At 68.0% G+C, this 23,780-nt stretch carries 24 protein-coding genes; 10 read left to right on the forward strand and 14 right to left on the reverse strand.

The genetic code is table 11. The features are described from left to right. Positions 1-166: 166 nt before the first annotated feature. The 6 genes from SNAS_RS24640 to SNAS_RS24665 all read right to left on the reverse strand — a co-directional run bounded on the left by SNAS_RS24640 (position 167) and on the right by SNAS_RS24665 (position 5,314). Complete coding sequence (locus SNAS_RS24640; protein ID WP_425281052.1) at positions 167-604, reverse strand: SAV_6107 family HEPN domain-containing protein; 438 nt, start codon at positions 602-604, stop codon at positions 167-169. Positions 605-901: 297 nt separating this feature from the next. Beyond that, positions 902-1,435 (reverse strand): hypothetical protein, encoded by a 534-nt coding sequence (locus SNAS_RS24645; RefSeq protein ID WP_013020194.1) that lies wholly within the window; start codon positions 1,433-1,435, stop codon positions 902-904. Between the two features lie 158 nt (positions 1,436-1,593). Continuing rightward, positions 1,594-2,430, reverse strand: coding sequence for a hypothetical protein (locus SNAS_RS33215; protein ID WP_013020195.1), 837 nt, complete (start codon positions 2,428-2,430; stop codon positions 1,594-1,596). A gap of 4 nt (positions 2,431-2,434) precedes the next feature. Continuing rightward, positions 2,435-3,529: a D-alanine--D-alanine ligase family protein gene (locus tag SNAS_RS24655; RefSeq protein ID WP_013020196.1), complete on the reverse strand. Its 1,095-nt coding sequence runs from the start codon at positions 3,527-3,529 to the stop codon at positions 2,435-2,437. Between the two features lie 16 nt (positions 3,530-3,545). Beyond that, on the reverse strand, positions 3,546-4,544 hold the full coding sequence (locus SNAS_RS24660; protein ID WP_086013286.1) for an NAD(P)H-dependent glycerol-3-phosphate dehydrogenase: 999 nt from the start codon (positions 4,542-4,544) through the stop codon (positions 3,546-3,548). Beyond that, positions 4,541-5,314 (reverse strand): lysophospholipid acyltransferase family protein, encoded by a 774-nt coding sequence (locus SNAS_RS24665; RefSeq protein ID WP_013020198.1) that lies wholly within the window; start codon positions 5,312-5,314, stop codon positions 4,541-4,543. Before SNAS_RS24665 ends, SNAS_RS24660 begins: the two co-directional genes overlap by 4 nt. 136 nt (positions 5,315-5,450) lie before the next feature. On the opposite strand from SNAS_RS24665, the gene SNAS_RS24670 reads away from it, so the two are divergent. The 6 genes from SNAS_RS24670 (at position 5,451) to mraY (ending at position 10,517) form a co-directional block, all read left to right on the forward strand. Further along, the gene (locus tag SNAS_RS24670) at positions 5,451-5,678 is read left to right on the forward strand and encodes a hypothetical protein (protein WP_013020199.1); all 228 of its coding nucleotides are present in this window, start codon (positions 5,451-5,453) and stop codon (positions 5,676-5,678) included. Positions 5,679-5,836: 158 nt separating this feature from the next. Continuing rightward, positions 5,837-7,435, forward strand: coding sequence for an MFS transporter (locus SNAS_RS24675; RefSeq protein WP_013020200.1), 1,599 nt, complete (start codon positions 5,837-5,839; stop codon positions 7,433-7,435). Between the two features lie 10 nt (positions 7,436-7,445). Next, complete coding sequence (locus SNAS_RS24680; RefSeq protein WP_013020201.1) at positions 7,446-8,054, forward strand: TetR/AcrR family transcriptional regulator; 609 nt, start codon at positions 7,446-7,448, stop codon at positions 8,052-8,054. A 61-nt stretch (positions 8,055-8,115) separates the two neighbouring features. Continuing rightward, positions 8,116-8,313, forward strand: coding sequence for a hypothetical protein (locus SNAS_RS24685; protein WP_013020202.1), 198 nt, complete (start codon positions 8,116-8,118; stop codon positions 8,311-8,313). 91 nt (positions 8,314-8,404) lie between these two features. After that, positions 8,405-9,310, forward strand: coding sequence for an NUDIX hydrolase (locus tag SNAS_RS24690; protein ID WP_013020203.1), 906 nt, complete (start codon positions 8,405-8,407; stop codon positions 9,308-9,310). A gap of 121 nt (positions 9,311-9,431) precedes the next feature. Next, positions 9,432-10,517, forward strand: a complete 1,086-nt coding sequence (mraY, locus tag SNAS_RS24695) for a phospho-N-acetylmuramoyl-pentapeptide-transferase (RefSeq protein ID WP_041625154.1) — start codon at positions 9,432-9,434, stop codon at positions 10,515-10,517. A gap of 77 nt (positions 10,518-10,594) precedes the next feature. On the opposite strand, the gene SNAS_RS37365 is transcribed toward mraY, so the two are convergent. From SNAS_RS37365 to leuC, 3 genes are all read right to left on the reverse strand, one after another. Further along, positions 10,595-11,152, reverse strand: a complete 558-nt coding sequence (locus SNAS_RS37365; RefSeq protein ID WP_013020205.1) for an HU family DNA-binding protein — start codon at positions 11,150-11,152, stop codon at positions 10,595-10,597. Positions 11,153-11,323: 171 nt separating this feature from the next. Continuing rightward, positions 11,324-11,920, reverse strand: a complete 597-nt coding sequence (gene leuD / locus SNAS_RS24705; protein ID WP_013020206.1) for a 3-isopropylmalate dehydratase small subunit — start codon at positions 11,918-11,920, stop codon at positions 11,324-11,326. Positions 11,921-11,935: 15 nt separating this feature from the next. Then, positions 11,936-13,348, reverse strand: coding sequence for a 3-isopropylmalate dehydratase large subunit (leuC, locus tag SNAS_RS24710; RefSeq protein WP_013020207.1), 1,413 nt, complete (start codon positions 13,346-13,348; stop codon positions 11,936-11,938). Between the two features lie 61 nt (positions 13,349-13,409). Here leuC and SNAS_RS24715 point away from each other — a divergent pair, with 61 nt between their 5' ends. After that, positions 13,410-14,096: an IclR family transcriptional regulator gene (locus SNAS_RS24715; protein WP_041626818.1), complete on the forward strand. Its 687-nt coding sequence runs from the start codon at positions 13,410-13,412 to the stop codon at positions 14,094-14,096. On the opposite strand, the gene glcF is transcribed toward SNAS_RS24715, so the two are convergent. Genes glcF through aceB form a run of 4 tightly spaced genes read right to left on the reverse strand, consistent with a single transcriptional unit; the run spans position 14,093 to position 19,794 of the window. Next, positions 14,093-15,373, reverse strand: a complete 1,281-nt coding sequence (glcF, locus tag SNAS_RS24720) for a glycolate oxidase subunit GlcF (protein ID WP_013020209.1) — start codon at positions 15,371-15,373, stop codon at positions 14,093-14,095. The genes SNAS_RS24715 and glcF overlap by 4 nt on opposite strands. Before the next feature lie 7 nt (positions 15,374-15,380). Then, positions 15,381-16,733: an FAD-binding oxidoreductase gene (locus SNAS_RS24725; protein WP_013020210.1), complete on the reverse strand. Its 1,353-nt coding sequence runs from the start codon at positions 16,731-16,733 to the stop codon at positions 15,381-15,383. After that, the gene (locus tag SNAS_RS24730; RefSeq protein ID WP_013020211.1) at positions 16,730-18,181 is read right to left on the reverse strand and encodes an FAD-binding oxidoreductase; all 1,452 of its coding nucleotides are present in this window, start codon (positions 18,179-18,181) and stop codon (positions 16,730-16,732) included. The genes SNAS_RS24725 and SNAS_RS24730 overlap by 4 nt, the downstream gene beginning before the upstream one ends. A 17-nt stretch (positions 18,182-18,198) precedes the next feature. Further along, positions 18,199-19,794 (reverse strand): malate synthase A, encoded by a 1,596-nt coding sequence (gene aceB, locus SNAS_RS24735; RefSeq protein ID WP_041625155.1) that lies wholly within the window; start codon positions 19,792-19,794, stop codon positions 18,199-18,201. Positions 19,795-19,996: 202 nt separating this feature from the next. Here aceB and SNAS_RS24740 point away from each other — a divergent pair, with 202 nt between their 5' ends. The 3 genes from SNAS_RS24740 to SNAS_RS24750 all read left to right on the forward strand — a co-directional run bounded on the left by SNAS_RS24740 (position 19,997) and on the right by SNAS_RS24750 (position 23,169). Beyond that, positions 19,997-21,340, forward strand: coding sequence for an FAD-binding oxidoreductase (locus tag SNAS_RS24740; RefSeq protein ID WP_013020213.1), 1,344 nt, complete (start codon positions 19,997-19,999; stop codon positions 21,338-21,340). After that, complete coding sequence (locus SNAS_RS24745; RefSeq protein ID WP_013020214.1) at positions 21,327-22,568, forward strand: class I SAM-dependent methyltransferase; 1,242 nt, start codon at positions 21,327-21,329, stop codon at positions 22,566-22,568. Before SNAS_RS24740 ends, SNAS_RS24745 begins: the two co-directional genes overlap by 14 nt. Positions 22,569-22,656: 88 nt before the next feature. Further along, positions 22,657-23,169, forward strand: coding sequence for a PepSY domain-containing protein (locus SNAS_RS24750; RefSeq protein WP_013020215.1), 513 nt, complete (start codon positions 22,657-22,659; stop codon positions 23,167-23,169). Positions 23,170-23,393: 224 nt separating this feature from the next. Here SNAS_RS24750 and SNAS_RS24755 read toward each other — a convergent pair whose 3' ends face one another. Continuing rightward, positions 23,394-23,630, reverse strand: coding sequence for a hypothetical protein (locus SNAS_RS24755; RefSeq protein WP_144300628.1), 237 nt, complete (start codon positions 23,628-23,630; stop codon positions 23,394-23,396). Between the last annotated feature and the right edge of the window lie 150 nt (positions 23,631-23,780).

Consider the following 23,780-nt stretch of genomic DNA (forward strand, 5'->3'; position numbering starts at 1 on the left):
CAGAAAAATATCGGGACAGGGTCGTCAGAATGGATGGCAGGAAACGACGACCCTGCCCCGGCGGAAGCCCGGTCGGTGCACAGGGGAGACACCGACACCGGCTCACGCGAAGCCCGACGGGCGGGGCGGGAGTGTCAGGGAAACCCCGCCCGTCGAGACGTTCAACTCAGCGAAGGCCGATGAGATCGGTGACGACGCTGACGAAATGGTCCGCGTCGCGCAGCAGGTCATCGGCTTCGCGGGCGGTGACGACGCTGGCCACTCCGGCCTGCGCCATCGTGCGTTTGCGGGCGGTGGCGGCGAAGAACTCCGCCCATTCCCGCAGTTCCGGGGCCACCTGGATCAGCAGGCTCCACACGTTGGTGACCTGGCTGCGGTGACCGGCCACCGGACGGGCCCTGATCGCCAGGACCGCCGCCGCCGCACGCAGGGCCGCCAGGTGGGCGGTGGCGTAGCGGGGGCCGTCGTGCGGCTCCTCGGCGGCCTCAGCGAGGCCCTGCCGGGCCAGGATCAGCAGTTCCAGCGGGGAGCGGTTCGGCATGCTGCGTGCGGGAATCGCCTTCCGATCTCGGTCGGTGGTCGTCTGCGCCGGGATCTCGGGCAGCCGTTGCGAAGGCCGCTGCGGCAGGGGTCTCGTGGACGCCACGTCGGTGTCCGAGGTCAAGGTCGCCAGCATTGTCTTCCCCTTTAATGGCGAGTGATGCGTTGTCCGGTCGGAGCCGCCGCTTCCCCGGGGTCGGTGGGAGGGGGAGCGACGGCTCGTTCCGGGTGTTCGAACAGACGATCTTGCGAACGCCCGTTCGAACACTCGAATAGTAAACCTTGACCCCGACACTTCCGCAAGGGGTTCTCGGATATTTGTTCGAATAACTCCGAACGGGTGAACCGGGGCGTCCGACGGCTATTTGCGCAGCGCAGCCGACAACACGATCGCCAGCTGTACGAAACCGAGCACCGCCAGCAGCAGCCAGGCGGTGGCCGCCATCGTCAGGATGCCGGTCGTCAGCCCCGCCGTCATCGACGTGGACGTCAGCGCCACCGCGCCCGAGACGCCGTAACCGGCCAGCGCCGTCAGTGCCCGTCCCGGACGTTCGCCCAAAGTGGAGATGCCGATGTCGCGCAGCCCGGCGATCTGGCCCCGGGCCCGGATGTACTCGTGTCCCAAGGAGAGCGCCCCGGCGGCGATGACCACTCCGGGCGGCACCCCGAGCTTCCAGAATCCGTACAGCCACGCCGCTTCGGTGAGCCGGGCCGACAGCGGCACGAAGACGAGGCTGCGGCGGCTGGCCTGCACCACAGGGGACACCGCCATCGAGTAGAGCCGGTCGCAGCCCACGGTGATGAGCACCAGGAACGCTCCGGCCGCGATCCACTTCTCCCCCTCCTTGGCCACGATGGGAGAGGCGACACCACAGACCAGACCAACGGACACCACAGTGGTGGGTGTAATCCGGAGCGTTGTCAGCGCACGGTTGGTCCATCCTGCGCCCTGCGCCTGCGAATTCACACGCAAATATCTAACAGACTCCCGCCGGGGTGCGGGAATCAGGTACACCGCAACGGTTCGGGCTCGAACTGATATACGACGTCGCCTCAGTGCGCGATGACGTCGTCCAGCGACGGGTACCGCGACGGCGGCAGCGCCACTTCGGCCTGGCAGCCAAGGGTTTCGCACTCGCACGCGAAGGTCACCGGCGGCGGATCCTCAGGGGCGGCGTCGCCCAGCGACTCCAGGAACATCGTCACGGCCGTGTGGGTCTCGGTGTTCTCGGCGCGCCGCAACCGGGAGCGCTCGGCGCCGTCGCGGGCGCGCGGACCGGCGGCCAGGACGTCGGCGAAGTGCTCGCTCAGCCTGTCGGCGGTCTGTTCGAGGCTCAGCGAACCGTCGACGTCCAGGACCGGCAGTCCGTGCTTGGAGGCGGATGCGCGCATGGCCTCGGTGAGCAGCCGATCCCGGCCGATGCGGTTGTCGTGGCGCCGCTTGGCGTCCGGGTCGTCCTTGTGTGGATCGAACCGCCGCGACAGGTTCCGGTCGGTGAACTCGGAGGTGGGCAGCAGCCAGATCGTGTGCCCGGCCGAGGCGGCCACCGGCGCGACCAGTTCGGGCAGCAGCGACGGCCCCTCGGCGATGACCAGCGGCCCGTCGGCCAGCGCCGCCAGGTCGTCCAGGACCATCGCGAACGCCTCGTGGGCGTAAGCGGTGAAGTCGGCGGCCAGCTGCGCCGGGCTCGGATCGACGAACCGCTCGGTGTGGCTCAACGCCGCCAGCCGCGCCATCTGCGGATGCCGCACCGGATCGATGCGCCGCTGGTGCGGGTAGGCGAAACTGTCCACCCGGTACAGCCGCAGGTCGAAACGGAAGGCCAGCATTCTGGCCAGAGTGGACTTACCGGCGCCGCAACCGCCGCCGATCCACACCACGTTCCGCATCGGGCTACCGCAGTCCGGTGCCCCGGTTGGCGGCCAGCCGCACCAGCCGCGCCACCAGTTCGGGGTAGTCGACCCCGGCGTTGGCCCAGGCCACCGGGACCCCGGAACCGGGGGTCAGGCCCGGCATCGTGTTGATCTCGTTGACGTAGACGGTGCCGTCGGAGGCCAGGAAGAAGTCCACCCGGGCCAGGTCCGAGCAGTCCATCACGGTGAACACCCGCGCGGCCAGTTCCCGGATCCGCTCGGCGGTGCCCTCGGGCAGGTCCGGCGCCAGGTCGTAGGGGGAGCCGGACGCGAGGTACTTGGCCTCGAAGTCGAACCAGCCCTCGGTTCCGGCGATCAGCACCTCGAACGGCGGGGTGGTGTCCGGCGCGCCGCCGTCCTCGCGCTCCAGCACCCCGCACTCCAGTTCCCGCACCCCGGTGAAGGCGGCCTCCACCAGGACCTTGGGGTCGACGGCGCGGGCGGTCGCGATCGCCTTGTCCAGGTCGTCCCAGTCGGTGACCTTGCTGATGCCCAGGCTGGAACCGGCGCGCGAGGGCTTGACGAACACCGGCAGCCCGAGCCGCTGCTTCTCCGCCTCCGACAGGGTCTGGTCGCGTTTGAGGACGACGTAGTCCCCCACCGGGATGCCCTCGGCCTTGAGCAGCCGCTTCATGAAGTCCTTGTCCATACTGGCCGCCGAGGACAGGACGTTGCTGCCGACGTAGGGGACGTCGGCCATCTCCAGCAGTCCCTGGATGGTGCCGTCCTCGCCGTAGGCCCCGTGCAGCACCGGGAAGACGACGTCCACGTCGGACAGTACCCGGGCGCCGCCCGCGGCGTCGGTGATCGCGACGTCCTTCATGGTCGGATCCGCGGCCAGCACCACGTGCTGGCCGGAGTCGGCGCTGATCTCGGGCACGTTGCCGTCGCCCAGCGCCAGCTTCGCCGATCGCGCGTCCACCGACAGCCACTGTCCGGCCTGCGTGATGCCCACCGCCACGACCTCGTACTGCTCCGGGTCGAGGGCGGCGATGACGCCCGCCGCGCTCGCGCACGAGACCGGGTGCTCAACGCTTCGTCCACCCAGGACAACGGCGACCTTCGTCTTCTTCATACGGTTTCCTTGTCAACTACTCGGATTTGGTGTCGCGTGACATGAGTTCGGCGACCGCCTGCCGGGGGGACAGTCCTTCGTAACAGACCTTCTCGACCTGTTCGGTGATCGGCATCTCGACGTCGTGCGCGCGGGCCAGGTCGCGAATGGAGCGACAGCTCTTGACGCCCTCGGCGGTCTGGCGGGTGATCTCCTGTGCCTCGGCCAGCGTGCGGCCGCGTCCCAGCGCCACCCCGAAGGTGTGGTTGCGCGACAACGGGGACACGCAGGTGGCGACCAGGTCGCCCAGTCCGGCCAGGCCGGAGAAGGTCAGCGGGTCGGCGCCGAGCGCGCTGCCGAGCCGGATGGCCTCGGCCAGGCCGCGGGTGATGAGGGTGGCCTTGGTGTTGTCGCCAAGACCCATGCCGGAGGCCATACCGAAGGCGAGGCCGATGACGTTCTTGATCGCGCCGCCCAGTTCGCAGCCGACGACGTCGGTGTTGGTGTACGGGCGGAAGTACTTGGTGGTGATGACGTCCTGCACCCGCTCGGCGCGGGCGGCGTCGATGCACGCGACCACGGCGGCGGTGGGCTGTTCGGAGGCTATCTCCTTGGCGAGGTTGGGACCGGTCACCACGGCGATCCGGTCGAAGTCCACTTTGCCCACCTCGTGGATGACCTCGCTCATCCGCTTGAGCGTACCCAGTTCCACGCCCTTCATGAGGCTGATGACGGTGACGTCACGGCCGATGTGGGGCGCCCAGTCGGCCAGGTTGTCGCGCAGGGTCTGGCTGGGGACGGCCAGGACGACCATCTCGGCGCCGTCCAGGGCCTCGAGCGGATTCGCGGTGGCCGTGATGGTCGACAGCAGCGGGACGTCGGGAAGATAGTCGGGATTCATGTGGTGGACGTTGATGTCCTCGACCACCTTCTCCCGTCGCGCCCACATCCGTACCGTGTTCCCCGCGTCGGCGAGGATCTTGGCGAAGGTCGTCCCCCACGACCCGGCTGCCATAACCGCCACGTGTGCCATCAGGTTTCCTCCCTGCTCTTCTTCTTGGCCGCCTTGAGGTCGTACAGGGGTGGCGCGGCCTCGCCGCGCAGCTCGGCGAGCTGATCACGGATGCGCAACATGATCGCATCGGTCATCGCGTTGAGGTTCTCGGCGTTGGGTTCGGCCCCTTCCCAGGCCGACAGGTCCACCGGCGGACCGGCGGTGACGGTGACGGGTGCGCGCAACCGGAACCGCGCCTTCTTGCGAATGGGGTCGAAGATACGCTGCGGCCCCCACACGGTCATCGGGATGACCGGGGCGCCGGTTTCCATTGCCAGCCGGGCGACTCCGGTGCGGCCGCGCATCGGCCAGTGCTCGGGCTGCTTGGAGGTGGTGCCCTCGGGGTAGAAGATCACCGAGCCGCCGCTGTCGACGCGCTCGATGGCGGCGTGCAGCGACTTGACGGCGTCGGTGCCGCCCCGGTAGACGGGGATCTGGCCGGTCCACTTGATGAGCTTGCCGACCACCGGCACCTTGAAGACACCGTCCTTGGCCAGGAACGACGGGTTGCGGCCGGTGTTGTAGACGAAGTGCGCCACCACGAGCGGGTCGGCCTGCGAGATGTGGTTGCAGGCGAGGATCACCCCGCCCTTCATGGGCACGTGCCGCATCCCGGACCAGGTCCGGCTGGCGATGAACCACAGGAACCACTTGATGGGCTGTGCGACGACGAGCAGCCAGAAGCCGCGCCGGTCACCGCCGGGGCGGCCGAACCAGTACTTGGCGTCGAGCTTGTCTTTGCTTCTGGGCACCGCGATACCTCATTTCGAACGTCGGATGAACCCTACTGGGCTGGGTTTCGGGGTTATCCCGGATGGGCGTTGACGGCAAATGGTGTCATGCTGGAGTCAGCGCTAATGTCACACAGCATTCAAGGAGAGTCGCGCGATGAACTTCAAACTGTTGGCCTGGATCGTGTTGCCGGTGGCCGGACTCATCGTCGCCGGTGTCCTGGTGTCCTGGCTGATCGGCGCGCTCTTCAGTGCCGTCTCCTGGGTGCTCGGCCTGGCCTTCTACCTGGTCCTGGGCGCCGTCGCGGTCGGCGTCGTCATGTGGGGCTGGAGCAAGGTGCGCGGCAAGGTGGCCGGTGCCCCGCGTCGCAAGGAACTTCCCTAGTAGTTGTCACACCCCGGCGTTACGGTTTCGGCCACGGCGCCGGGTGGGCACTATTCCTGTGATCTACGAAACGAAACGGTGCCGTTTCGAATTAAATCGGCGTAGGCTGCGTTTCAGCAATACGATACCGTCCCGTTTCATATCACCCTGGAGGAACCGTGCCCCAGCAGGCTTCCCCGACGCTGCCCGAGACCGGGCACCCCCGTCGCTGGTTCATCTTGAGCGCTCTGGTGCTCAGCCTCATCGTCGTCGTCCTGGACAACACCGTCCTGAACGTGGCGATGAAGGTCATCGCCGACCCGAAGGAAGGCCTGGGCGCCAACCAGGCCGAACTGGAATGGTCCATCAACTCCTACACCCTTGTCTTCGCCGGTCTGCTGTTCACGTTCGGTGTGATCGGCGACCGCATCGGCCGCAAGCGGATGCTGCTGGCCGGTCTGGTGCTGTTCGGTCTGACGTCGGTGGCCTCGGCCTTCGCCCAGAATCCGGAGCAGCTGATCTGGGCCCGTGCCGGTATGGGCATCGGCGCCGCGGCCATCATGCCCGCGACTTTGTCCATTTTGACCAATGTGTTCGCGCCGAAGGACCGGGGCCGCGCCATCGGCATCTGGTCCGGCGCGGTCGGCATCGGCATCGCCATCGGCCCGATCATCGGCGGCGCGCTGCTGGAACAGTTCTGGTGGGGCTCGGTGTTCCTCATCAACGCGCCGGTCGTGATCATCGCGCTGCTGGCCATCGGATTCGTCGCCCCCGAATCCCGCAACCCCAACAAGGTCCCGCTGGACTTCGGCGGCGTGATCCTGTCCATCCTGGGTCTGGTCTCGCTGACCTACGGCATCATCGAGGGCGGCGAAACCGGTGACTGGGGCCAGATCGGCGTGTGGGGACCGACCGCGTTCGGCGTCGTCGTCCTGGCCGCGTTCGTGCTGTACGAGCGCAGGATCGCGCACCCGGCCCTGGACGTGCGGCTGTTCAAGGAGCGGCGTTTCGCCAGCGCCTCGGCGGTCATCTCGCTGCTGTTCTTCGCCGCCATGGGCCTGATGTTCTTCATGACCTTCTACATCCAGATCATCAAGGGGCTCAGCCCGTTGGAGACCGGTCTGATGTTCCTGCCGTTCGCCGGTGCCATGCTGATCTTCTCGCCGCTCAGCGCCGGAATGGTGAAGCGCTTCGGCCCCAAGGTCGTGGCTACCGCCGGGATGACGGCCATCACCGCCGCCTTCGCCGGGTACATACTGCTGGACGCCGACACGCCGCTGTGGGTCATGGCCGTCATGTTCTTCGTGCAGGGCTCCGGGATGGCCAACGTGATGCCGCCGGCCATGGACACCATCATGGGTTCGGTGCCGCGCGAGAAGTCCGGTGTCGGTTCGGCCGTGGGCAACACGTTGCGGCAGGTCGGCGGTTCGCTGGGCGTCGCGGTGCTGGGATCGGTGCTGTCGCAGTTGTACCGCGACGACATCAGCGGCAAGATCCCGGCCGGTCTGGAGACCGGCGACGTGGACCCGGCCGAGTCGATCGCCTCGACCTACGGTGTCGCCCAGCAGATGGGGCCCGCGGGCCGCGAGCTGATGAACTCCGCGACCGACTCGTTCATCGCGGCCATGCACACGACCGCTATCGTGTCGGCACTCGTCGGACTGGCCGGCATCATCGTGGCGGTCACCCTGTTCCCACGGCGCAACGCCACCCCCGCCGCGCCGCAGCAGCGGGAGTCCGACGACAAGGCGCCGCAACCGGCGCTCGTGGACGCGTAAGGAAGAGACGATGGATGTCAGACACGACACCCAGCAGGCCGTGCGGCCGAAGGGTCGGCCGCGCAGCACCGCCGTCGGGGAGGCGATCACCGAGGCGACCCTCGACCTGATCGCCGAGTCCGGCTCCATCGAAACCCTGTCCATCGAGGCGATCGCGACCCGCGCGGGTGTCGGCAAGGCCACCATCTACCGACGGTGGCCCAACAAGGAGGCGTTGGTCGTCGACGCCGTCGGCACCCTCAAGGGCGCGATCCCCGAACTGGACGGCGACAGCGTCCGCGCCGACCTGATCGTCCTGGCCAACACGATCCGCCGCAGCAGCGACACCCGTGAGGGCAAGATACTGCCGTGCCTGATCCTGGAGCTCAAACGCAACCCGGAACTGGCACGGCAGTACGACAAGGCGATGAACTCGCGCCGCGAGGTCACCAAGGACGTGCTGCGCGGCGGGATCGCGCGCGGCGAACTGCGCGCCGACATCGACATCGACACCGTCACCGCGATGTTCAGCGCGCCGCTGTTGATGATGTCGGTGATGGGCAACTACAACGAGGTCGAACGCGAGGGCCTGGCTGAACGGGTCGTCGACACGCTGCTGAACGGCATCGCGGCGCGATAACCGACGCCGAATGCGAACCTCGGCCACGAATCCCGCACGCCGAACCGACTAGGCTGGCGGCATGCAGGGCACTGTGGCCAGCTTCGACCCCGAGACCCGCGACGGCGGCGTCCTACTCGACGACGGCACCCCGGTGAGCTTCTCCGCGACCGCCTTCGACGCCTCCCGGCTGCGGCTGTTGCGGCTCGGGCAACGGGTCCAGCTCGAAACCGGCGCCGACGGTGCCGTGGTGCGCCTGCGGCTTCCGACCATGCCGTGAGGGTTTCCCTTCCGGGGGACAACGAACGGCTCATGCAACACGGCCCTGCCGGTTGACGACCCGGAATGCCGCATACCGCTACGGTGTCAGGGTGAACGATCGCGTCTTGGCAGCGGGCGGCGTTCTGTGGCGCCCCGCGGCACCGGACAACGCCTCAACAGACACAGTGGAAGTCGCCGGGGTCTACCGGCCGGAGACCCGCAACTGGTCGCTTCCCAAGGGCAAGCTCGACGACGGCGAACATCCGCTGTCGGCGGCCTGCCGGGAGGTCGCCGAGGAGACCGGGCTGACCCCGATACCGCAGGCATTCCTGGTCACCGCGCGATACACGCTGCCGCGTGAGGGCGGCGAGATCGAGAAGATCGTCGACTACTGGTCGATGCGGGCGCTGGACGAGCGCGCCACGTTCACCCCCACCGCCGAGGTCACCGAACAGCGCTGGTTCGGCCTGGCCGAGGCCGAGAAGGTGCTGACGCGTCCCCGGGATCAGGTGGCGCTGGGGGCGTTTCGGGACCTGCCGCGCGTCACCGCGACCGTGCTGCTGCTGCGGCACGCCCAGGCCGAACCCGAGACCGCCTACCCCGGCGCCGATGTGGCCCGGCCGCTCAACGCCACCGGGCGCGGCGACTCGGCGCGGCTGGTGCCGCTGCTGGCCCTCTACAATCCACACAGGATCGTCGCGGCCACCCCGTTGCGCTGCGTCAAGACCGTCACCCCGCTGTCGGCCGCGCTGGGGCTCGAGATCCAGGGCGAGGAGGTCTTCGACGCCACCGGACATCCCGGCAACCCGGAACGCGCCGCGGCCCGGCTGCGGGAACTGGCCACCGGGGGCGGCGGGGTCGTGTGCAGCCAGCTGCCGGTCATCGCCGACTCGCTGGCGATCCTGGCCGACACCGACGGCGTCGCGATGCCCAGTGTGCACACTCCCCCCGGCGGCGTGTGGGTGCTGTCGTTCTCGCACAAGACCCTGGTCGCCGCCGAACGGCTCAGCGTCTGACGACAGCGCGCGCGGCCGGGTGGTCGAGCCGGTGGACCGGCAGCGATCATGCGGCCCCACCGGCGGATACGGTATCGTCGGGCGCCGCCTGCCAAAGTGAATACCGAAAGGCCCCGCTCCCTTGCGATCCGTGCTCATCGGCGCCATCGTTGCCTTCGTCATCTCCATCTTCATCACCCCGTTCGCGATCAAGCTGTTGCGCCGCTGGCAACAGCCGGTGCGCAACGAGCTCGGTCTGGCCAGCAACGAGGGCAAGCAGCGAACCCCGACGATGGGCGGGATCGTCTTCGTCTGCGCCACCGTCATCGCCTACGCGGTAGGGCATGTGTCGCTGCTGCCGCTACAGGGACGACCGCACCTGCCGACCGTCACCGGGCTCATGTTGCTGGGACTGTTGGTGGGCGGCGCGTTCATCGGACTGCTGGACGACATCCTGAAGGTGGTGAAGCGGCACCCGGGCGGGCTGGCCGGGCGGTACAAGATCCTCGGACAGATCGTCGTCGGTGCCGGATTCGGCGCGATGGCGCTGTACCTGCCGAGCCCCGAAGGCTACACAGTGGGCACCGGACATCTTTCACTCGTACGAGACCTTCCGTGGGCCAACATCACCGAGATCGGCGCGCTCGTCGTCTTCGTACTCGTCGTCATGGCGGCATCGAACAGCGTCAATCTCACCGACGGGCTGGACGGACTGGCGGCGGGATCGACGGCCATCGTGATGGCGGCCTATGTGGTCATCGCGTTCTGGCAGTACCGGCACTGGTGCGCCGAGGTCCCGAAACTGGGGCCCTGCTACGAGGTCCGCGATCCGCTGGAGGTGGCGCTGGTCGCCGGTGCCGCGGCCGGGGCGCTCGTCGGATTCCTGTGGTGGAACACGTCTCCGGCCAAAATCATCATGGGCGACGTCGGCTCGCTGGGGCTCGGCTGCCTGATCGCGGGAATGGCGATGGCCACCCGCACACTGCTGTTGCTGCCCGTGGTGTGTGGACTGTTCGTCTTCGTGACTTCGTCCCGGATCATCCAGTATGTCTCCTTTAAGACCACTGGAAAGCGCGTATTCCGTATGTCCCCCATACATCACCATTTCGAGATGGCCGGATGGAGCGAGGTCACCATCGTGACCAGGTTCTGGCTGCTGGCCGCGATCTCGGCCTCGCTGGCCATCGGGGTGTTCTTCGCGGAATTCCTGCGCGCCGCGGGCGGATAAGGCTCGCCTTACCGACCGGATAGCCATCCAAAGGTGACTGGAGAAACCTGAAACGACCGAGGGGAGCGGCTTCATATTTAAGCCACTCCCCTTTTTTGATGATCGCTTGTGGGCCTAACGGATGACCCACTCGGGTTTATGGATAAACGTCCGCGGGACGCTTTCTTAGCGGATTTCTTCGCGGCCGTCTTCTTAGTGGCACCCACCCGTTTGGTCACGGACTTGGCCGCCTTAGAGGCGGTGCGGACAGTTTTCTTGGCCGCGGCCTTGCGAGTGGTCGACTTCTTCGCCGGAGCCGTCTGCTTGGCCGTCGTCTTGCGGGCCGTCGACTTCTTACCGGTAGACCGCTTGGGCATCTTCTTCTCGCCGGTCACCAGCTCCTTGAAGCCCTGACCGGGACGGAACGCGGGCACGACGGTTTTCTTGACCCGCACAGCCTCACCGGTGCGCGGGTTCCGTGCCATGCGCGCGGCGCGCTGGCGCTTTTCGAAGACGCCGAATCCGGCGAAGGAGACCTTTTCCCCTTTGGAGACCGCCCGCTGGATTTCCTCCAGCATCGCGTCGAGTGCTTTGAGAGCCGTCTTCCGGTCTCCGAGGTGCTCGACGAGCGCGTCGATGAACTCAGCCTTATTCACGAGATTTTCCCTCCCGACAACATATTTCGAATGGTTCGGATGAACCGTAAACCGCACGTTATGCCGATTCGTGCGCGGGCGCAACCATATCAGAGAGAAAAATCGTTGTGTCGCAAAGAAATTTCTTCGGCCACGCCTGAGGATCGCCGCCGAGTCAACAAATTGGGATGATCACGCCACCGGCAGTGTCCGTGGAAGCCACAACGGACGTTCGGATTCGAAGGCCGTGATGGCCGATTCGTCCCGAAGCGTCAGATCTATGTCGTCCAATCCCTCCAGCAATCGCCACCGACTGTGATCGTCGAGGTCGAATTTCCATACCTGTTGCCCGGCAATGACTTCCCGGCGCTCCAGATCGACCGTGACCTCTATGGAGGGGTCCGCCTCGACGGCGTCCCACAGCCATTCGACGGCGGATGTGTCCAACTCGACAGGCAACAGCCCTCCCTTGAGGGCGTTGCCGCGGAAGATGTCGCCGAAACGAGGCGCGATGACCGCGCGGAAACCGTGGTCCTGCAACGCCCACACGGCGTGTTCCCGCGAGGATCCGGTGCCGAATTCGGTTCCCGTCACCAGGATGGTGGATTCCGCATATGCATCCCGATTGAGAACGAAATCGGGATCGCCACGCCACGAGGCGAACAGGCCGTCGGCGAAGCCGGTGCGCGTCACCCGCTTGAGGTAACTGGCCGGGATGATCTGGTCGGTATCCACGTTGGAGCGGCGCAGCGGCAGGGCGCGGCCGGTATGGACGGTGAAGCTCTGCATCGGTCGGGTTCTCCTTTACTGGGCCAGGGCGGCGGGCGCGGTGAGGCGTCCGGTGACGGCGGAAGCGGCGGCCACGGACGGCGAGACGAGGTGAGTTCGGCCACCCTTGCCTTGGCGGCCTTCGAAGTTGCGGTTCGAGGTCGACGCCGAGCGGGCGCCGGGCGCCAGCTGGTCGGGGTTCATGCCCAGGCACATCGAGCAGCCCGCGAACCGCCACTCGGCTCCCGCGTCGGTGAACACCTCGTGCAGCCCTTCGGTTTCGGCCTGGGCCCGCACCCGGGCCGAGCCCGGCACCACGAGCATGCGCACGTTGTCGGCGACCTTCTTTCCCTTGAGCACCTCGGCGGCGGCCCGCAGGTCCTCGATGCGGCCGTTGGTGCAGGAGCCGACGAACACGACGTCCACCCCGATGTCGGTCATCGGCGTGCCCGGCGTCAGGTCCATGTAGTCCAGTGCGCTGCGCGCGGCGGCGGCCTGGCTGGGATCGTCGAAGTCGTCGGGGGACGGGACACTGGCCGACAGCGGCACGCCCTGGCCGGGGTTGGTGCCCCAGGTGACGAACGGACTCAGACTGGCGGCGTCGACGTGGATCTCCTTGTCGAAGACCGCGCCGTCGTCGGTCGGCAATTGGCACCAAGCGGCCACCGCCGCGTCCCATTCCTCTCCCTTGGGCGCGTGCGGACGATCCCGCAGATACGCGAAGGTGGTCTCGTCTGGCGCGATCATGCCCGCCTTGGCGCCCCACTCGATCGACATGTTGCACACCGTCATGCGCGCCTCCATCGACAGCGACCGGATGGCCGAGCCCCGGTACTCGACGATGTGGCCGCGTCCGCCGCCGGTGCCGACCTTCGCGATGATCGCCAGGATCAGGTCCTTGGCGCTGACGCCCTCGGGCAGCTCGCCGTCCACTGTCACCGCCATGGTCTTGGGACGGGTCTGCGGCAGCGTCTGGGTGGCCAGCACGTGCTCCACCTCGCTGGTGCCGATCCCGAACGCCAGCGCGCCGAAGGCCCCGTGGGTACTGGTGTGGGAATCACCACAAACAACCGTGGTGCCCGGCTGGGTGAGGCCCAGCTGCGGGCCGACGACGTGCACGACGCCCTGTTCGGCGTCGCCCAGCGGATGCAGCCGGACGCCGAACTCCTCGCAGTTGCGGCGCAGCGCCTCGATCTGAGTGCGCGACACGGGGTCGGAGATGGTCAGCAGATTGTCGGTCGGCGTGTTGTGATCTTCGGTGGCGATGGTCAGATCGGGACGGCGCACCTTGCGCCCGGACTGCCGCAGTCCGTCGAAGGCCTGCGGGCTGGTGACTTCGTGCAACAGGTGCAGGTCGATATAGAGAAGGTCCGGTTCACCGGCGCGTTCACGCACCGTGTGGGCGTTCCACACCTTCTCCGCCATCGTCAGCGGCACCTTGTTTGTCATGGGTCACCCTTCCTGGACGTCCCGAATATTGGGAGGTACATTTCAGCTCATGGGAAACAGTATCAGTGGTGTCGGCGTACTCGACAAGGCCGTGTTGATCCTCACCTCCTGTGCCGAGGGCGCCAGCCTGGCCGAACTCGTCGACAAATCCGGGCTGCCCAGGGCCACCGCCCACCGGCTCGCGCAGGCCCTCGAGGCCCACCGCATGCTGGTGCGCGACCACGAGAACCGCTGGCGTCCGGGCCCGCGACTGGGCGAGTTGGCCAACACCACTCCCGACGTCCTGTTGCAGGCCGCCGAACCGATACTCAAACTGCTGCGCGACCAGACCGGCGAGAGCGCCCAGCTTTACCGGCGCCGCGCCGACGAGCGCATCTGCTGCGCCGCCGCCGAACGACACAGTGGACTACGCGACACGGTCCCGGTCGGGGCGGTCCTGCCCATGTCGGCCGGTTCCGGAGCCCAGGTCCTGCTCGCGTGGGAACCCCCCGAGGCCGTGCTGCCGCTGCTTCCCAAGTGCCGCTTCACCGCCCAGACCCTCACCGAGGTCCGCCGCCGCGGCTACGCCCAAAGCGTCGCCGAACGCGAGGCGGGCGTCGCCTCGGTCTCGGCCCCGGTCCGCGACCGCACCGGCCGCGTCGTCGCGGCCATCTCGGTGTCGGGCCCCATCGAACGCCTGGGCCGCCGCCCCGGCGACCGGCTCGCGATGGCCGTCATCCGCGCCGGCCAACGACTGTCGGGGCATTAGCCTCGATCGAGCAGTTTCGCGGGATCGTCGCCACGGATCGCCGCGTCGAGGACTTCGACGATGTGCGCCACCGGCAGTGACTCGCCGCGTCGTGTGACGGCGGCGGCGATCTGCATGGCGCAGCCGGGATTGGCCGAGACCAGCAGTTCCGCGTTCGTGTCCAGGACGTTGGCGGCCTTGCGGTCGCCCAGTTCGGACGCGGCTTTCGGTTGCAGGATGTTGTAGACACCGGCCGAACCGCAGCAGATCTCGGCGTCGGCGATCTCGCGTACGTCGAGCCCGGGTATGCCGCGCAACAGTTCGCGCGGTTGTGCCCGCACCCGTTGGGCGTGGGCCAGATGGCAGGCGTCGTGGTAGGCGACGGTGAGGTTCAGTGCGTGTCGTGGCCCGCGCGGCCCCAGTTCGGCCAGGTACTGGCTGACGTCGCGGACCTTCGCGACGAAGTCGCGGGCCCGTCGTTCCCAGTTGGGGTCGTCGGCGAACAGTTCGTCGTACTCCTTCATCGCCGAGCCGCAACCGGCCGCGTTGACGACGATCGTGTCGACCCCGGCGGCCTCGAACGCCTCGATCGTGGCCTTGGCGAAGTTCGTCGCCTCGGCTCGCCGTCCAGTGTGCAGGGACAACGCCCCGCAGCAGCCCTGCCCCGGTGGGATCACCACCTCGCAGCCCTCGGCCGCCAGCACCCGCGCGGTGGCGGCGTTGACCTGCGGGAAGAACTCGCCCTGGACGCAGCCGGTGAGCATGCCGACCGTCGCCCGTTTGTCGCCCGACGCCGCGATCCGCTGCGGCAGTCGGGGACGCGCACCCGCGCGGGGCGCCAGTGTCGCCATCGTCGCCAGTCGCGGGGCCCGCCGCGACAGCGTCCGGGTCGCGAGCCGGTCCAACCGCAGCCACTGCGCGATCCGCAGCGGCCACCGCAACAGCCGCAACCGGCGCGGATACGGGAACAGCGCGAAGATCAGCCGCCGCAGCCAGCGCTCCGAAGCGGTGCGCGGATGCTGTTCCTCCACCTCGGCGCGTTTGGCGGTGATGAGGACGTCGTAGCGAACCCCCGAGGGACAGGCCGTCACGCAGGCCATGCACCCCAGACACCGGTCCATGTGGTTCACGGTGGAATCGGTGAGCTCGGCGCCCTCCAGACCCAGTTTCATCAGCTGGATCCGCCCGCGCGGCGAGTCCATCTCCTGTCCCCACAGTTCGTAGGTGGGGCACGTCGACAAACAGAAACCACAATGGACGCACGTGTCGGCGAGTCGTTTCAGATCCGGCGCGTCCATCCTGGGTTCACAGCCTTCCGACGAAGCGGCCCGGACTGAGCCGGTGCCTGGGGTCGAACTCGTTCTTGACGCGGCGCATCAGATCCAGCGCCCCGTCGTCGACCGGCCCCCACATGTCGACGCGCTGGCGCACCGCGTCCGGCGCGTGCACCACGACGGTGCTGCCGTCGCGGCCGCGGACCCGGTCGCGCAGCGCCGCCACGAAGGAGGCCACCGTTCCGGGTTCGGCCTCCGGCGGAATCGCCGTGTGGATGACGCCCACGGCGCTGCCGCGCGCCGGTACGTCGAGGTCGTTGGCGCGGGCGGCCTGCGCGACCGCCTCCATCGCGGCCGGGAGCGCGGCGGGCGGCACCGTGACCGCCACCAGGGTTCCGTGTGGACTGTCGGGCCAGGATCCGTGCCACACCAGCGGCTCGGTGGCCGCGCCGCCGGGGTCGGGTTCGGCCACGACCTCGCTGTCGGCACCGGCCGCGACGTGTTCGGCGTGCCCGTTGACGGGATTGACCATGACCTTGCCGTCCACGGCGGCCGCGGCCCGCACGGCGCGCGCGGCGACTCCCTCGGCGGTGCCCTCGAAGCTGGCCGCCACGGTGATCGGCGCGGTGACGCCGGGCCGGTCCATGTCCACGGTGGTCGGTACCTGCTGCGAGTCGATCAGCGCCGAGGCGTGCCGGGCGGCACCGGCCGGATCGGCGGTGGTGACCGCGACCCAGGCCGTCGCCTCGGGCAGCGGGTGCAGCCGGAAGATCGCCGAGGTGACCACGCCCAGGGTTCCGAAGGAACCGGTCAACAGCTTGCCGAGGTCGTAACCGGCGACGTTCTTGACGACCCGGCCACCGGCGCGGGCCACGACGCCGTCGGCGCGCACCATCGTCACGCCCAGCAGCAGATCCCGGACCGCCCCATAGGACAGTCGCAGCGGCCCGGCGTGGCCGGTGGCGATGAGGCCGCCGACGGTGCCGACCGCGTGGGTGTCGTCGTCGTAGCGGGGGACGTCGACGGCCAGCCGCTGTCCCGCCACCGCCAGCGTCTCGGACAGCCGGTCCAGCCGGCAACCGGCCTCGACCTCCACCACCATGTCGCCGTCGGCGTGGTCGATGACCCGGTCGAACCGGCTCATGTCCAGGATCAGTTCGCAGCCGCGCGGCGTCGGGCCCCAGTGCAGTTTGGTTCCGGCCCCGCGCGGCGTCACCGACAGCCCGCACTCGTCGGCCACCCGCAACAGCGCCGCCACGTCCCCCTCCGAACCGGGTGCCGCCACATAGGACGGCACGAGGCCGCACACCGCGTCCTCGCTGGTCCCCAGCGTCACCCGGCCGTCGCAGGCCTCGGCGAGTCGGTCGAAGATCTCCGTCGTCACAGCAATTCCGCCTTCCCGGATTCGGCAAGCGGATGCACGCCCTTGCGGTGACCTGGCCGTTCGCCGCACAAGCGCGGCGTCGGGAACACCTTCCCCGGGTTGCACAAGCCGCCCGGGTCGAAGGCGCAGCGCAGCAGTTGCATCGTGTCCAGGTCCGCGTCGGAGAACATCCGCGGCATATACCGGGATTTGTCTACCCCGATCCCGTGTTCGCCAGTCAGTGATCCGCCGTGCGACAGGCACAGGTCCAGGATCGCGGCCGACACCTCCTCGGCGCGTTCGGTCTCACCGGCGACCTTGTCGTCGTACATGACCAGCGGATGCAGGTTGCCGTCCCCGGCGTGGAAGACGTTGGCCACGGCGATACCGCTGTCGCGCGACAGCGTCTCGATCCGGCTCAGCACGGCGGGCAGCGCGGTGCGCGGCACGACTCCATCCTGGACGATGTACGAGGGCGAGGTGTGCCCGATGGCCGCGAACGCGGACTTGCGGCCCTTCCAGATCGCGGCCCGTTCGGTGTCGTCGGCGGCGACGCGGATGTCGAAGGCCTCGGCGGCGAGGGTGCGCACCTGGTCCAGCTGCGCGGCGACCTCGGCGGCCGGTCCGTCCACCTCGACGATCAGCACCGCGGCGGCCCCGGGCGGGTAACCGCAGGCCACCGCCGCCTCGACGGCGGCGATCGCGGTCGCGTCCATCATCTCGATCGCGGCCGGGATGATGCCCGCCGCGATGATCGCCGACACGCAGGCCCCGGCGGCGTCGATGGAGTCGAAGGCCGCCAACAGGGTCGCCACGTCCTCGGGCGCCCGCAACAGCCGCACCGTCACCTCGGTGGCGATGCCGAGCGTGCCCTCCGAACCCACGAACGCGCCCACCAGGTCATAGCCGGGGTACTGCACCGCGGGCCCACCGAGCCGCACCAACTCCCCCTGCGGGGTCACGATCTCCAGGCCCAGGACGTGGTTGACGGTGAACCCGTACTTCAGGCAGTGCGCGCCGCCGGAGTTCTCGGCGACGTTGCCGCCGATCGAGCAGATCTGCTGGCTGGACGGGTCGGGAGCGTAGTAGTACCCGGACGGGGAGGCCGCCCGCGTCACCGCGAGGTTCACCACCCCGGGTTCGACGACGGCGATCCGGTTGGCGACGTCGACGCCGAGAACGCGCCGCATCCGGGAGGTGACGATGAGAACCCCGTCGGCGCGCGGCAGCGCCCCGCCCGACAGGCCGGTGCCCGAACCGCGCGCGACGTACGGGACCCCTTCGGCGACACAGGTCCTCACGATCCGGGCGACCTGGTCGGCGCTGGTCGGCAGCACCACGATGCCCGGCACGGCCGCGTGCGAGGTCAGGCCGTCGCACTCGTAGGTGCGCAGCTCCTGGTGATCGGTGATGACGGCGTCCGCGCCGACGATCTCACGAAACGCCGGAGCCAGCCCCGTCACGTCCATTGTCGATCACCTCCGGGTCAGGGCATCTCCTCGTACGCGGGGAGCGTCAGGAACTCGGCGTAGTCGTCGTCGAGCGCCACCGCGCGGAAAAGTCGCGTCGCCTGTTCCAGCCGGTCGGCGTCGACACCGGGTTCGGCGGCGATGGTCTTGAGTTCCTCGGCGATGATGCCCTCGACGAGCTCGGCGTCCACCGTCGCGCCGTCGGCGAGCGTGACGCCGTTGTGCACCCACTGCCACACCTGCGAGCGCGAGATCTCGGCGGTGGCGGCGTCCTCCATCAGGTTGAAGATCGCGACCGCGCCGGTGCCGCCCAGCCAGGCCGTCAGGTACCGCAGCGCGACGGTGATGTCGTTGCGCAGCCCCTCGCGGGTGATCTGGTTCGGGTCGGCGTCCACCGCGAGCAGGTCGGCGGCGGTCACCGAGACCTCCTCGCGCAACCGGTTGAGCTGGTTGGCGTTCTCGCCGAGCGCCTTGTCGAACTCCTCCCGGCAGATCGGCACCAGGTCGGGGTGCGCGACCCAGGAGCCGTCGAAGCCGTCGCCGGACTCGCGCGACTTGTCGGCGCGCACCTTGTCCAGCGCGGTGGCGTTGACCTGGGGATCGCGGCGGCTGGGGATGAACGCGGCCATCCCGCCGATGGCGTGGGCGCCGCGTTTGTGGCAGGTGCGCACCAGCAGTTCGGTGTAGGCGCGCATGAACGGCGCCGTCATCGTCACCGCGTTGCGCTCCGGCAGCAGGAACTCCGCGCCCCGGGCCCGGAACTTCTTGATGATGCTGAACAGGTAGTCCCAACGCCCCGCGTTGAGCCCGGCCGAATGGTCCCGCAGCTCGTACAGGATCTCCTCCATCTCGAAGGCCGCCGTGACGGTCTCGATGAGGACGGTGGCGCGGATCGTCCCGCGTGGAATGTCCACAAGCTGCTGCGCCCGGACGAACACGTCGTTCCACAGCCGCGCCTCGAGGTGGCTCTCCAGTTTCGCCAGGTAGAAGTACGGGCCGTGCCCGCGTTCCAGTTGCCTGCGGGCGCAGTGGAAGAAGTACAGCCCGAAGTCGACCAGCGAGCCCGACATCCGCTCGCCGTCCACCAGCAGGTGCTTCTCGTCCAGGTGCCAGCCGCGCGGCCGCACCACGATCGTTGCCAGCTCCCCGGCGGGCTTGAGCCGGTACTGCTTGCCCCCGGCGTCGAAGTCGATGGTCCGGTCCAGGGCGTCGCGCAGGTTCAGCTGCCCCGCGACAACGTTTTCCCACAGTGGAGTGTTCGCGTCCTCCAGGTCGGCCAGCCACACCTTGGCACCCGAGTTGAGGGCGTTGACGGTCATCTTGCGGTCGGTCGGCCCGGTGATCTCGACCCGCCGGTCGACCAGCCCGGGAGCCGGTTCGGCCACCCGCCAGCCGGGGTCGTCGCGCACCGCGGCGGTCTCGGCCAGGAAGTCCAGCCCGGCCCCGGCGTCGAAGTCGGCCTGCCGCCGGGCTCGCGCGGCCAGCAGCTCGGCGCGCCGTCCGGCGAACTCCCGATGCAGGACGGCCAGGAAATCCAGGGCCTCCGGACTGAGGATCTCGGCGAACCGCTCGCCCATCTCACCCTTGACCTCGACACCACGCGGCAAACTCAACGACGACTACCTCCGGTAACGGGACGATCATTCGACAATGGCCCACCCTAGCCCCGCCGCGCGGGACCGGTCAATGAGCTAAAGCGACGGACACTCCCGGAGTCCATTCACACTGAGCACTCAACTGCACAAATATGCGGCCTGCGTCTCAGGATTGTCTCAGTGGTGGCAAAAAGCAAGCAAACCGTACTAGCTTGATTCCATGTCCCGGAACGAGCATGACGCCAGTGTCGCGCGACTGCGGGCGGCGTTGCTCGCCTTGCCCGCCGGAGCCCGGGTGCGGCTGGCCAAACCCAGTTCCAACCTGTTCCGCTTCGGCGGCCGCGACTCCAGCCCCGGACTGCCCACCGACGGCCTGGACTCGGTCATCGCCATCGACCCCGACAACCGCACCGCCGAGGTCGGCGGCCTCATCACCTACGAGAAACTCGTCGCGGCCACCCTGCCGCACAAGCTGATGCCGCACGTGGTGCCGCAGCTGAAGACCATCACGCTGGGCGGCGCGGTCGCGGGCCTGGGCATCGAGTCGACCTCGTTCCGCGACGGTCTGCCACACGAGTCCGTCCTGGAGATGGACGTGCTGACCGGCTCCGGCGAGATCGTCACCGTCCACCCCGACGACCCGCTGTTCCGCGGCCTGCCCAACTCCTACGGCTCGCTCGGATACGCGGTGCGGCTGATCATCGACCTCAAACCGGTCTCCAACACCGTCGCGCTGGAGTACCGCCGCTTCGACGACCCCGACGCGGCCTTCGCCGCGCTCGGCGAGATCTGGGAACGCGGCGAGGTCGACTTCCTCGACGGCGTCGCCTTCGGCCCCGGCGAGACCTACCTGTCGCTGGGCCGGTTCACCGACGAACCCGGACCGGTCTCGGACTACACCGAGGAACACGTCTACTACAAATCGCTGCGCCGCCGCCGCAGCGACCGCCTCACCGTCCACGACTACCTGTGGCGCTGGGACACCGACTGGTTCTGGTGCTCGGCGGCGCTGGGCGTCCAGAACCCGGTCATCCGTCGCCTGTGGCCGCAACCGCTGCGCCGCTCCGATGTATACCGTCGCCTGGTGGCGCTGGACCGCCGCGTCGGCATCACCCGCCGCATCGACGCGTTGCAGGGCAAACGCCGCGAGGCCGTGATCCAGGACGTCGAGATTCCACTGTCGCGAGCGCCGGAGTTCCTGCGCGAGTTCTGCGCCAACGTCCCGATCCGCCCACTGTGGCTGTGCCCCCTCCAGCTGTCGGGCGAACGCACCTGGCCGCTGTACCCGCTGGACCGCGGCGAACGCTACGTCAACTTCGGCTTCTGGGCGACGGCGATGCTGCGTCCGGGCCAGGCGCCCGACCACCACAACCGCTTCGTCGAAAACCTCGTTGACGAACTCGGTGGCCACAAGTCACTGTATTCAACAGTCCATTATGACCGCGATGAGTTCCGGCGCCGCTACGGCGGCGAAGCCTACGACGAACTCAAGCAGCGATACGACCCCGGCGCACGACTCCCAGATCTTTACGACAAGGTGGTGACGGATAGTGCAACTCGCTGAAGTATTTACCCGCATCGTTGGAAACGACCCACCGGTGGGATTTCGCGCCTACGACGGTAGCGCCATCCCCGCCGGACCGGACGCGCCCGTCCTGGACGTCCGGGACCAGACGGCACTGAACTACCTGGCCAGTGCCCGCCGCTTCGAACTCGGCCTGGCCCGGGCCTACATCACCGGCGCCGTCGACGTGGCCGGCGACCTCTACGAGCTCATGAAGAAACTGTGGATGCTGGAAGTCCAGCTCCCCAAACTGGAGCTCGTGAAACTGTGGTCGGCACTGGGCGGCCTCAAACTCCTGAAACGCCCACCGATCCCGGCGCGCGAAGCGCACCTGTCGGGCCGATCGCACTCGAAGTCCCGCGACGCCGACGCGATCTCGCACCACTACGACGTCGGCAACGACTTCTACGAACTGTTCCTGGGCGACTCGATGGCCTACACCTGCGCGGTGTACGAATCCCACGACACCACCCTCGAACAGGCCCAATGGGCCAAGCACGACCTCGTTGCCCGCAAGCTCGACCTCAAGCCCGGCATGCGCCTGCTCGACGTCGGCTGCGGCTGGGGCGGCATGGTCAGGCACGCCGCCAAGCACTACGGCGTCAAGGCCCTGGGCGTCACGCTGTCCAAGGAACAAGCCGAATGGGCCCAAAAGGCCATCGTCGACCAGGGCCTACAGGACCTCGCCGAAGTCAAATTCCTCGACTACCGCGACGTACCCGACGACGAATACGACGTCATCTCCTCCATCGGCTTGACCGAGCACATCGGACGAGAAAACCTGGCATCCTACTTCTCGTCCCTGTACTCGAAACTCAAGGTCGGCGGCCGCCTCCTCAACCATTGCATCACCAAACCCGACAGCAAGGGCCCGGCGATCGCCCGAGGCGGCTTCATCGAGCGCTACATCTTCCCCGACGGAGCCCTGTCGGGCCCGGGTCCACTGATGACCCACATGCACGACGCGGGCTTCGAAGTCCAGCACGCCGAGAACCTGCGCGAACACTACGCGCTGACCCTCGCGGCCTGGGAAGCCAACCTGGAACGCAACTGGGACGACGCGGTCAAACTCGTCGGCCTGGAAACCGCCCGAACCTGGCGACTGTACCTAGTGGGCTGTCGCCTCGGCTTCGAGCACAACGGCATCCAACTACACCAAATGCTGGGCGTCAAACTGGGCGACCAACTCCTGCCCGCGATGCCGCTCCGTCCAACCTGGACAAGCTGAAAACCAGCCAAGCCCACTTAAGCCCACGCTAAGCAACCACATCGCAACATGGGTGGTGTCACAACCACACAACCGAAAGGCACCACCCATGTCTCTTCTCTCCCACCGCCGTGCCCTGGTTCTGGCTGGTCTCACCGGCATGCTGCTGGCCGGCGGCACCCTGGCGACGGCCACCGCCGCCCAAGCCAACGACACCTCCCCCACCGACAACACCAAACTGGCACCCATCCCCAGCGCGACCCTTGACATCGCCGAAGCCGCCGACAAAGCCGAAGCCAAGTACCCGGACTGCGAAGCAACAGCGGCCCTCTTCTACGACACGGCCAACACCCCGATATGGGACGTCGAACTCACCTGCGCGAGCGGCACCATCAAATACGTAACCGTCGACGCCAACTCCGGAACCGTCGCCGACAACGGCAGCACCACGGACGACACCACCGACTCCACCAACCCAACCGACCCAACCGATCCGAGCGACTCCACCAAATCCGACAAGTCCGAAGCCCCCGGTTCCGACAAGAAGAACCCGTCCGACAACAACAGCTCGGCCTCCGACTCCGGCGACGCCCGCGGAACCGGCAAGAACGCCGACGACTAGCCACCCGCACCAGTCACCCAGCCCGCGCGCGACACCCAGCCGCGCGCGGCCACCCCCTACCCACCCACTCGCCAAGCGAGGCTCAACCTTCGCCCCGTTTCCCTGCGGGGCCATGCCCCCAGCCGCTGCCCCTCGTCCCCCGCCTCAACTTCACATCCCCGGCTGGCTCCCACCCGCCCCCACCGTTAGCCAGCGGTACTTTCTAATGCCCTGGGCATCTTCAGCTACTTGAAAGCCAACCGAGTCGTCATGGCCGCCACCACATCAACCAGCGTCTTTCGGTCAGGCGCCGGAAGCTTCTCTTGCAGATTCCGGCTCCGGATCATGGCGTCAGCGACCTCGCAGACTTGCGCGAGTTCAATATCAGCCTCCGAAAGCTCCACCACGCCCTTGCTGTGCAACCACATCGCGACCTCAGACCACGAGTAAAGACTGCTTCGCGGCCGCGCGAACTTAGGCACTGGAAAGTCCCCGGAGCCACGACGCCCAGTCGCCCAGTGATCAACCGTGCTGAAGCTTCGATTGGTCCGCTCCGAGATTTCCGACAACGTCACCAAGTCCTCACTCACTCCAGTGATGCGTTATCGACGCCCAAGCCTCGCCTCGTTTCC

Source organism: Stackebrandtia nassauensis DSM 44728 (assembly GCF_000024545.1).
Lineage (GTDB): Bacteria > Actinomycetota > Actinomycetes > Mycobacteriales > Micromonosporaceae > Stackebrandtia > Stackebrandtia nassauensis.

Coding starts and splice junctions, on each gene's coding strand:
- SNAS_RS33215 (WP_013020195.1), bottom strand. CDS start 2,430: ATGCGGAACGTGGTGTGGATCGGCGGCGGTTGCGGCGCCGGTAAGTCC.
- SNAS_RS24655 (WP_013020196.1), bottom strand. CDS start 3,529: ATGAAGAAGACGAAGGTCGCCGTTGTCCTGGGTGGACGAAGCGTTGAG.
- SNAS_RS24670 (WP_013020199.1), top strand. CDS start 5,451: ATGAACTTCAAACTGTTGGCCTGGATCGTGTTGCCGGTGGCCGGACTC.
- SNAS_RS24680 (WP_013020201.1), top strand. CDS start 7,446: ATGGATGTCAGACACGACACCCAGCAGGCCGTGCGGCCGAAGGGTCGG.
- SNAS_RS24685 (WP_013020202.1), top strand. CDS start 8,116: ATGCAGGGCACTGTGGCCAGCTTCGACCCCGAGACCCGCGACGGCGGC.
- leuD (WP_013020206.1), bottom strand. CDS start 11,920: ATGCAGAGCTTCACCGTCCATACCGGCCGCGCCCTGCCGCTGCGCCGC.
- leuC (WP_013020207.1), bottom strand. CDS start 13,348: ATGACAAACAAGGTGCCGCTGACGATGGCGGAGAAGGTGTGGAACGCC.
- glcF (WP_013020209.1), bottom strand. CDS start 15,373: ATGGACGCGCCGGATCTGAAACGACTCGCCGACACGTGCGTCCATTGT.
- SNAS_RS24730 (WP_013020211.1), bottom strand. CDS start 18,181: ATGGACGTGACGGGGCTGGCTCCGGCGTTTCGTGAGATCGTCGGCGCG.
- SNAS_RS24740 (WP_013020213.1), top strand. CDS start 19,997: ATGTCCCGGAACGAGCATGACGCCAGTGTCGCGCGACTGCGGGCGGCG.
- SNAS_RS24750 (WP_013020215.1), top strand. CDS start 22,657: ATGTCTCTTCTCTCCCACCGCCGTGCCCTGGTTCTGGCTGGTCTCACC.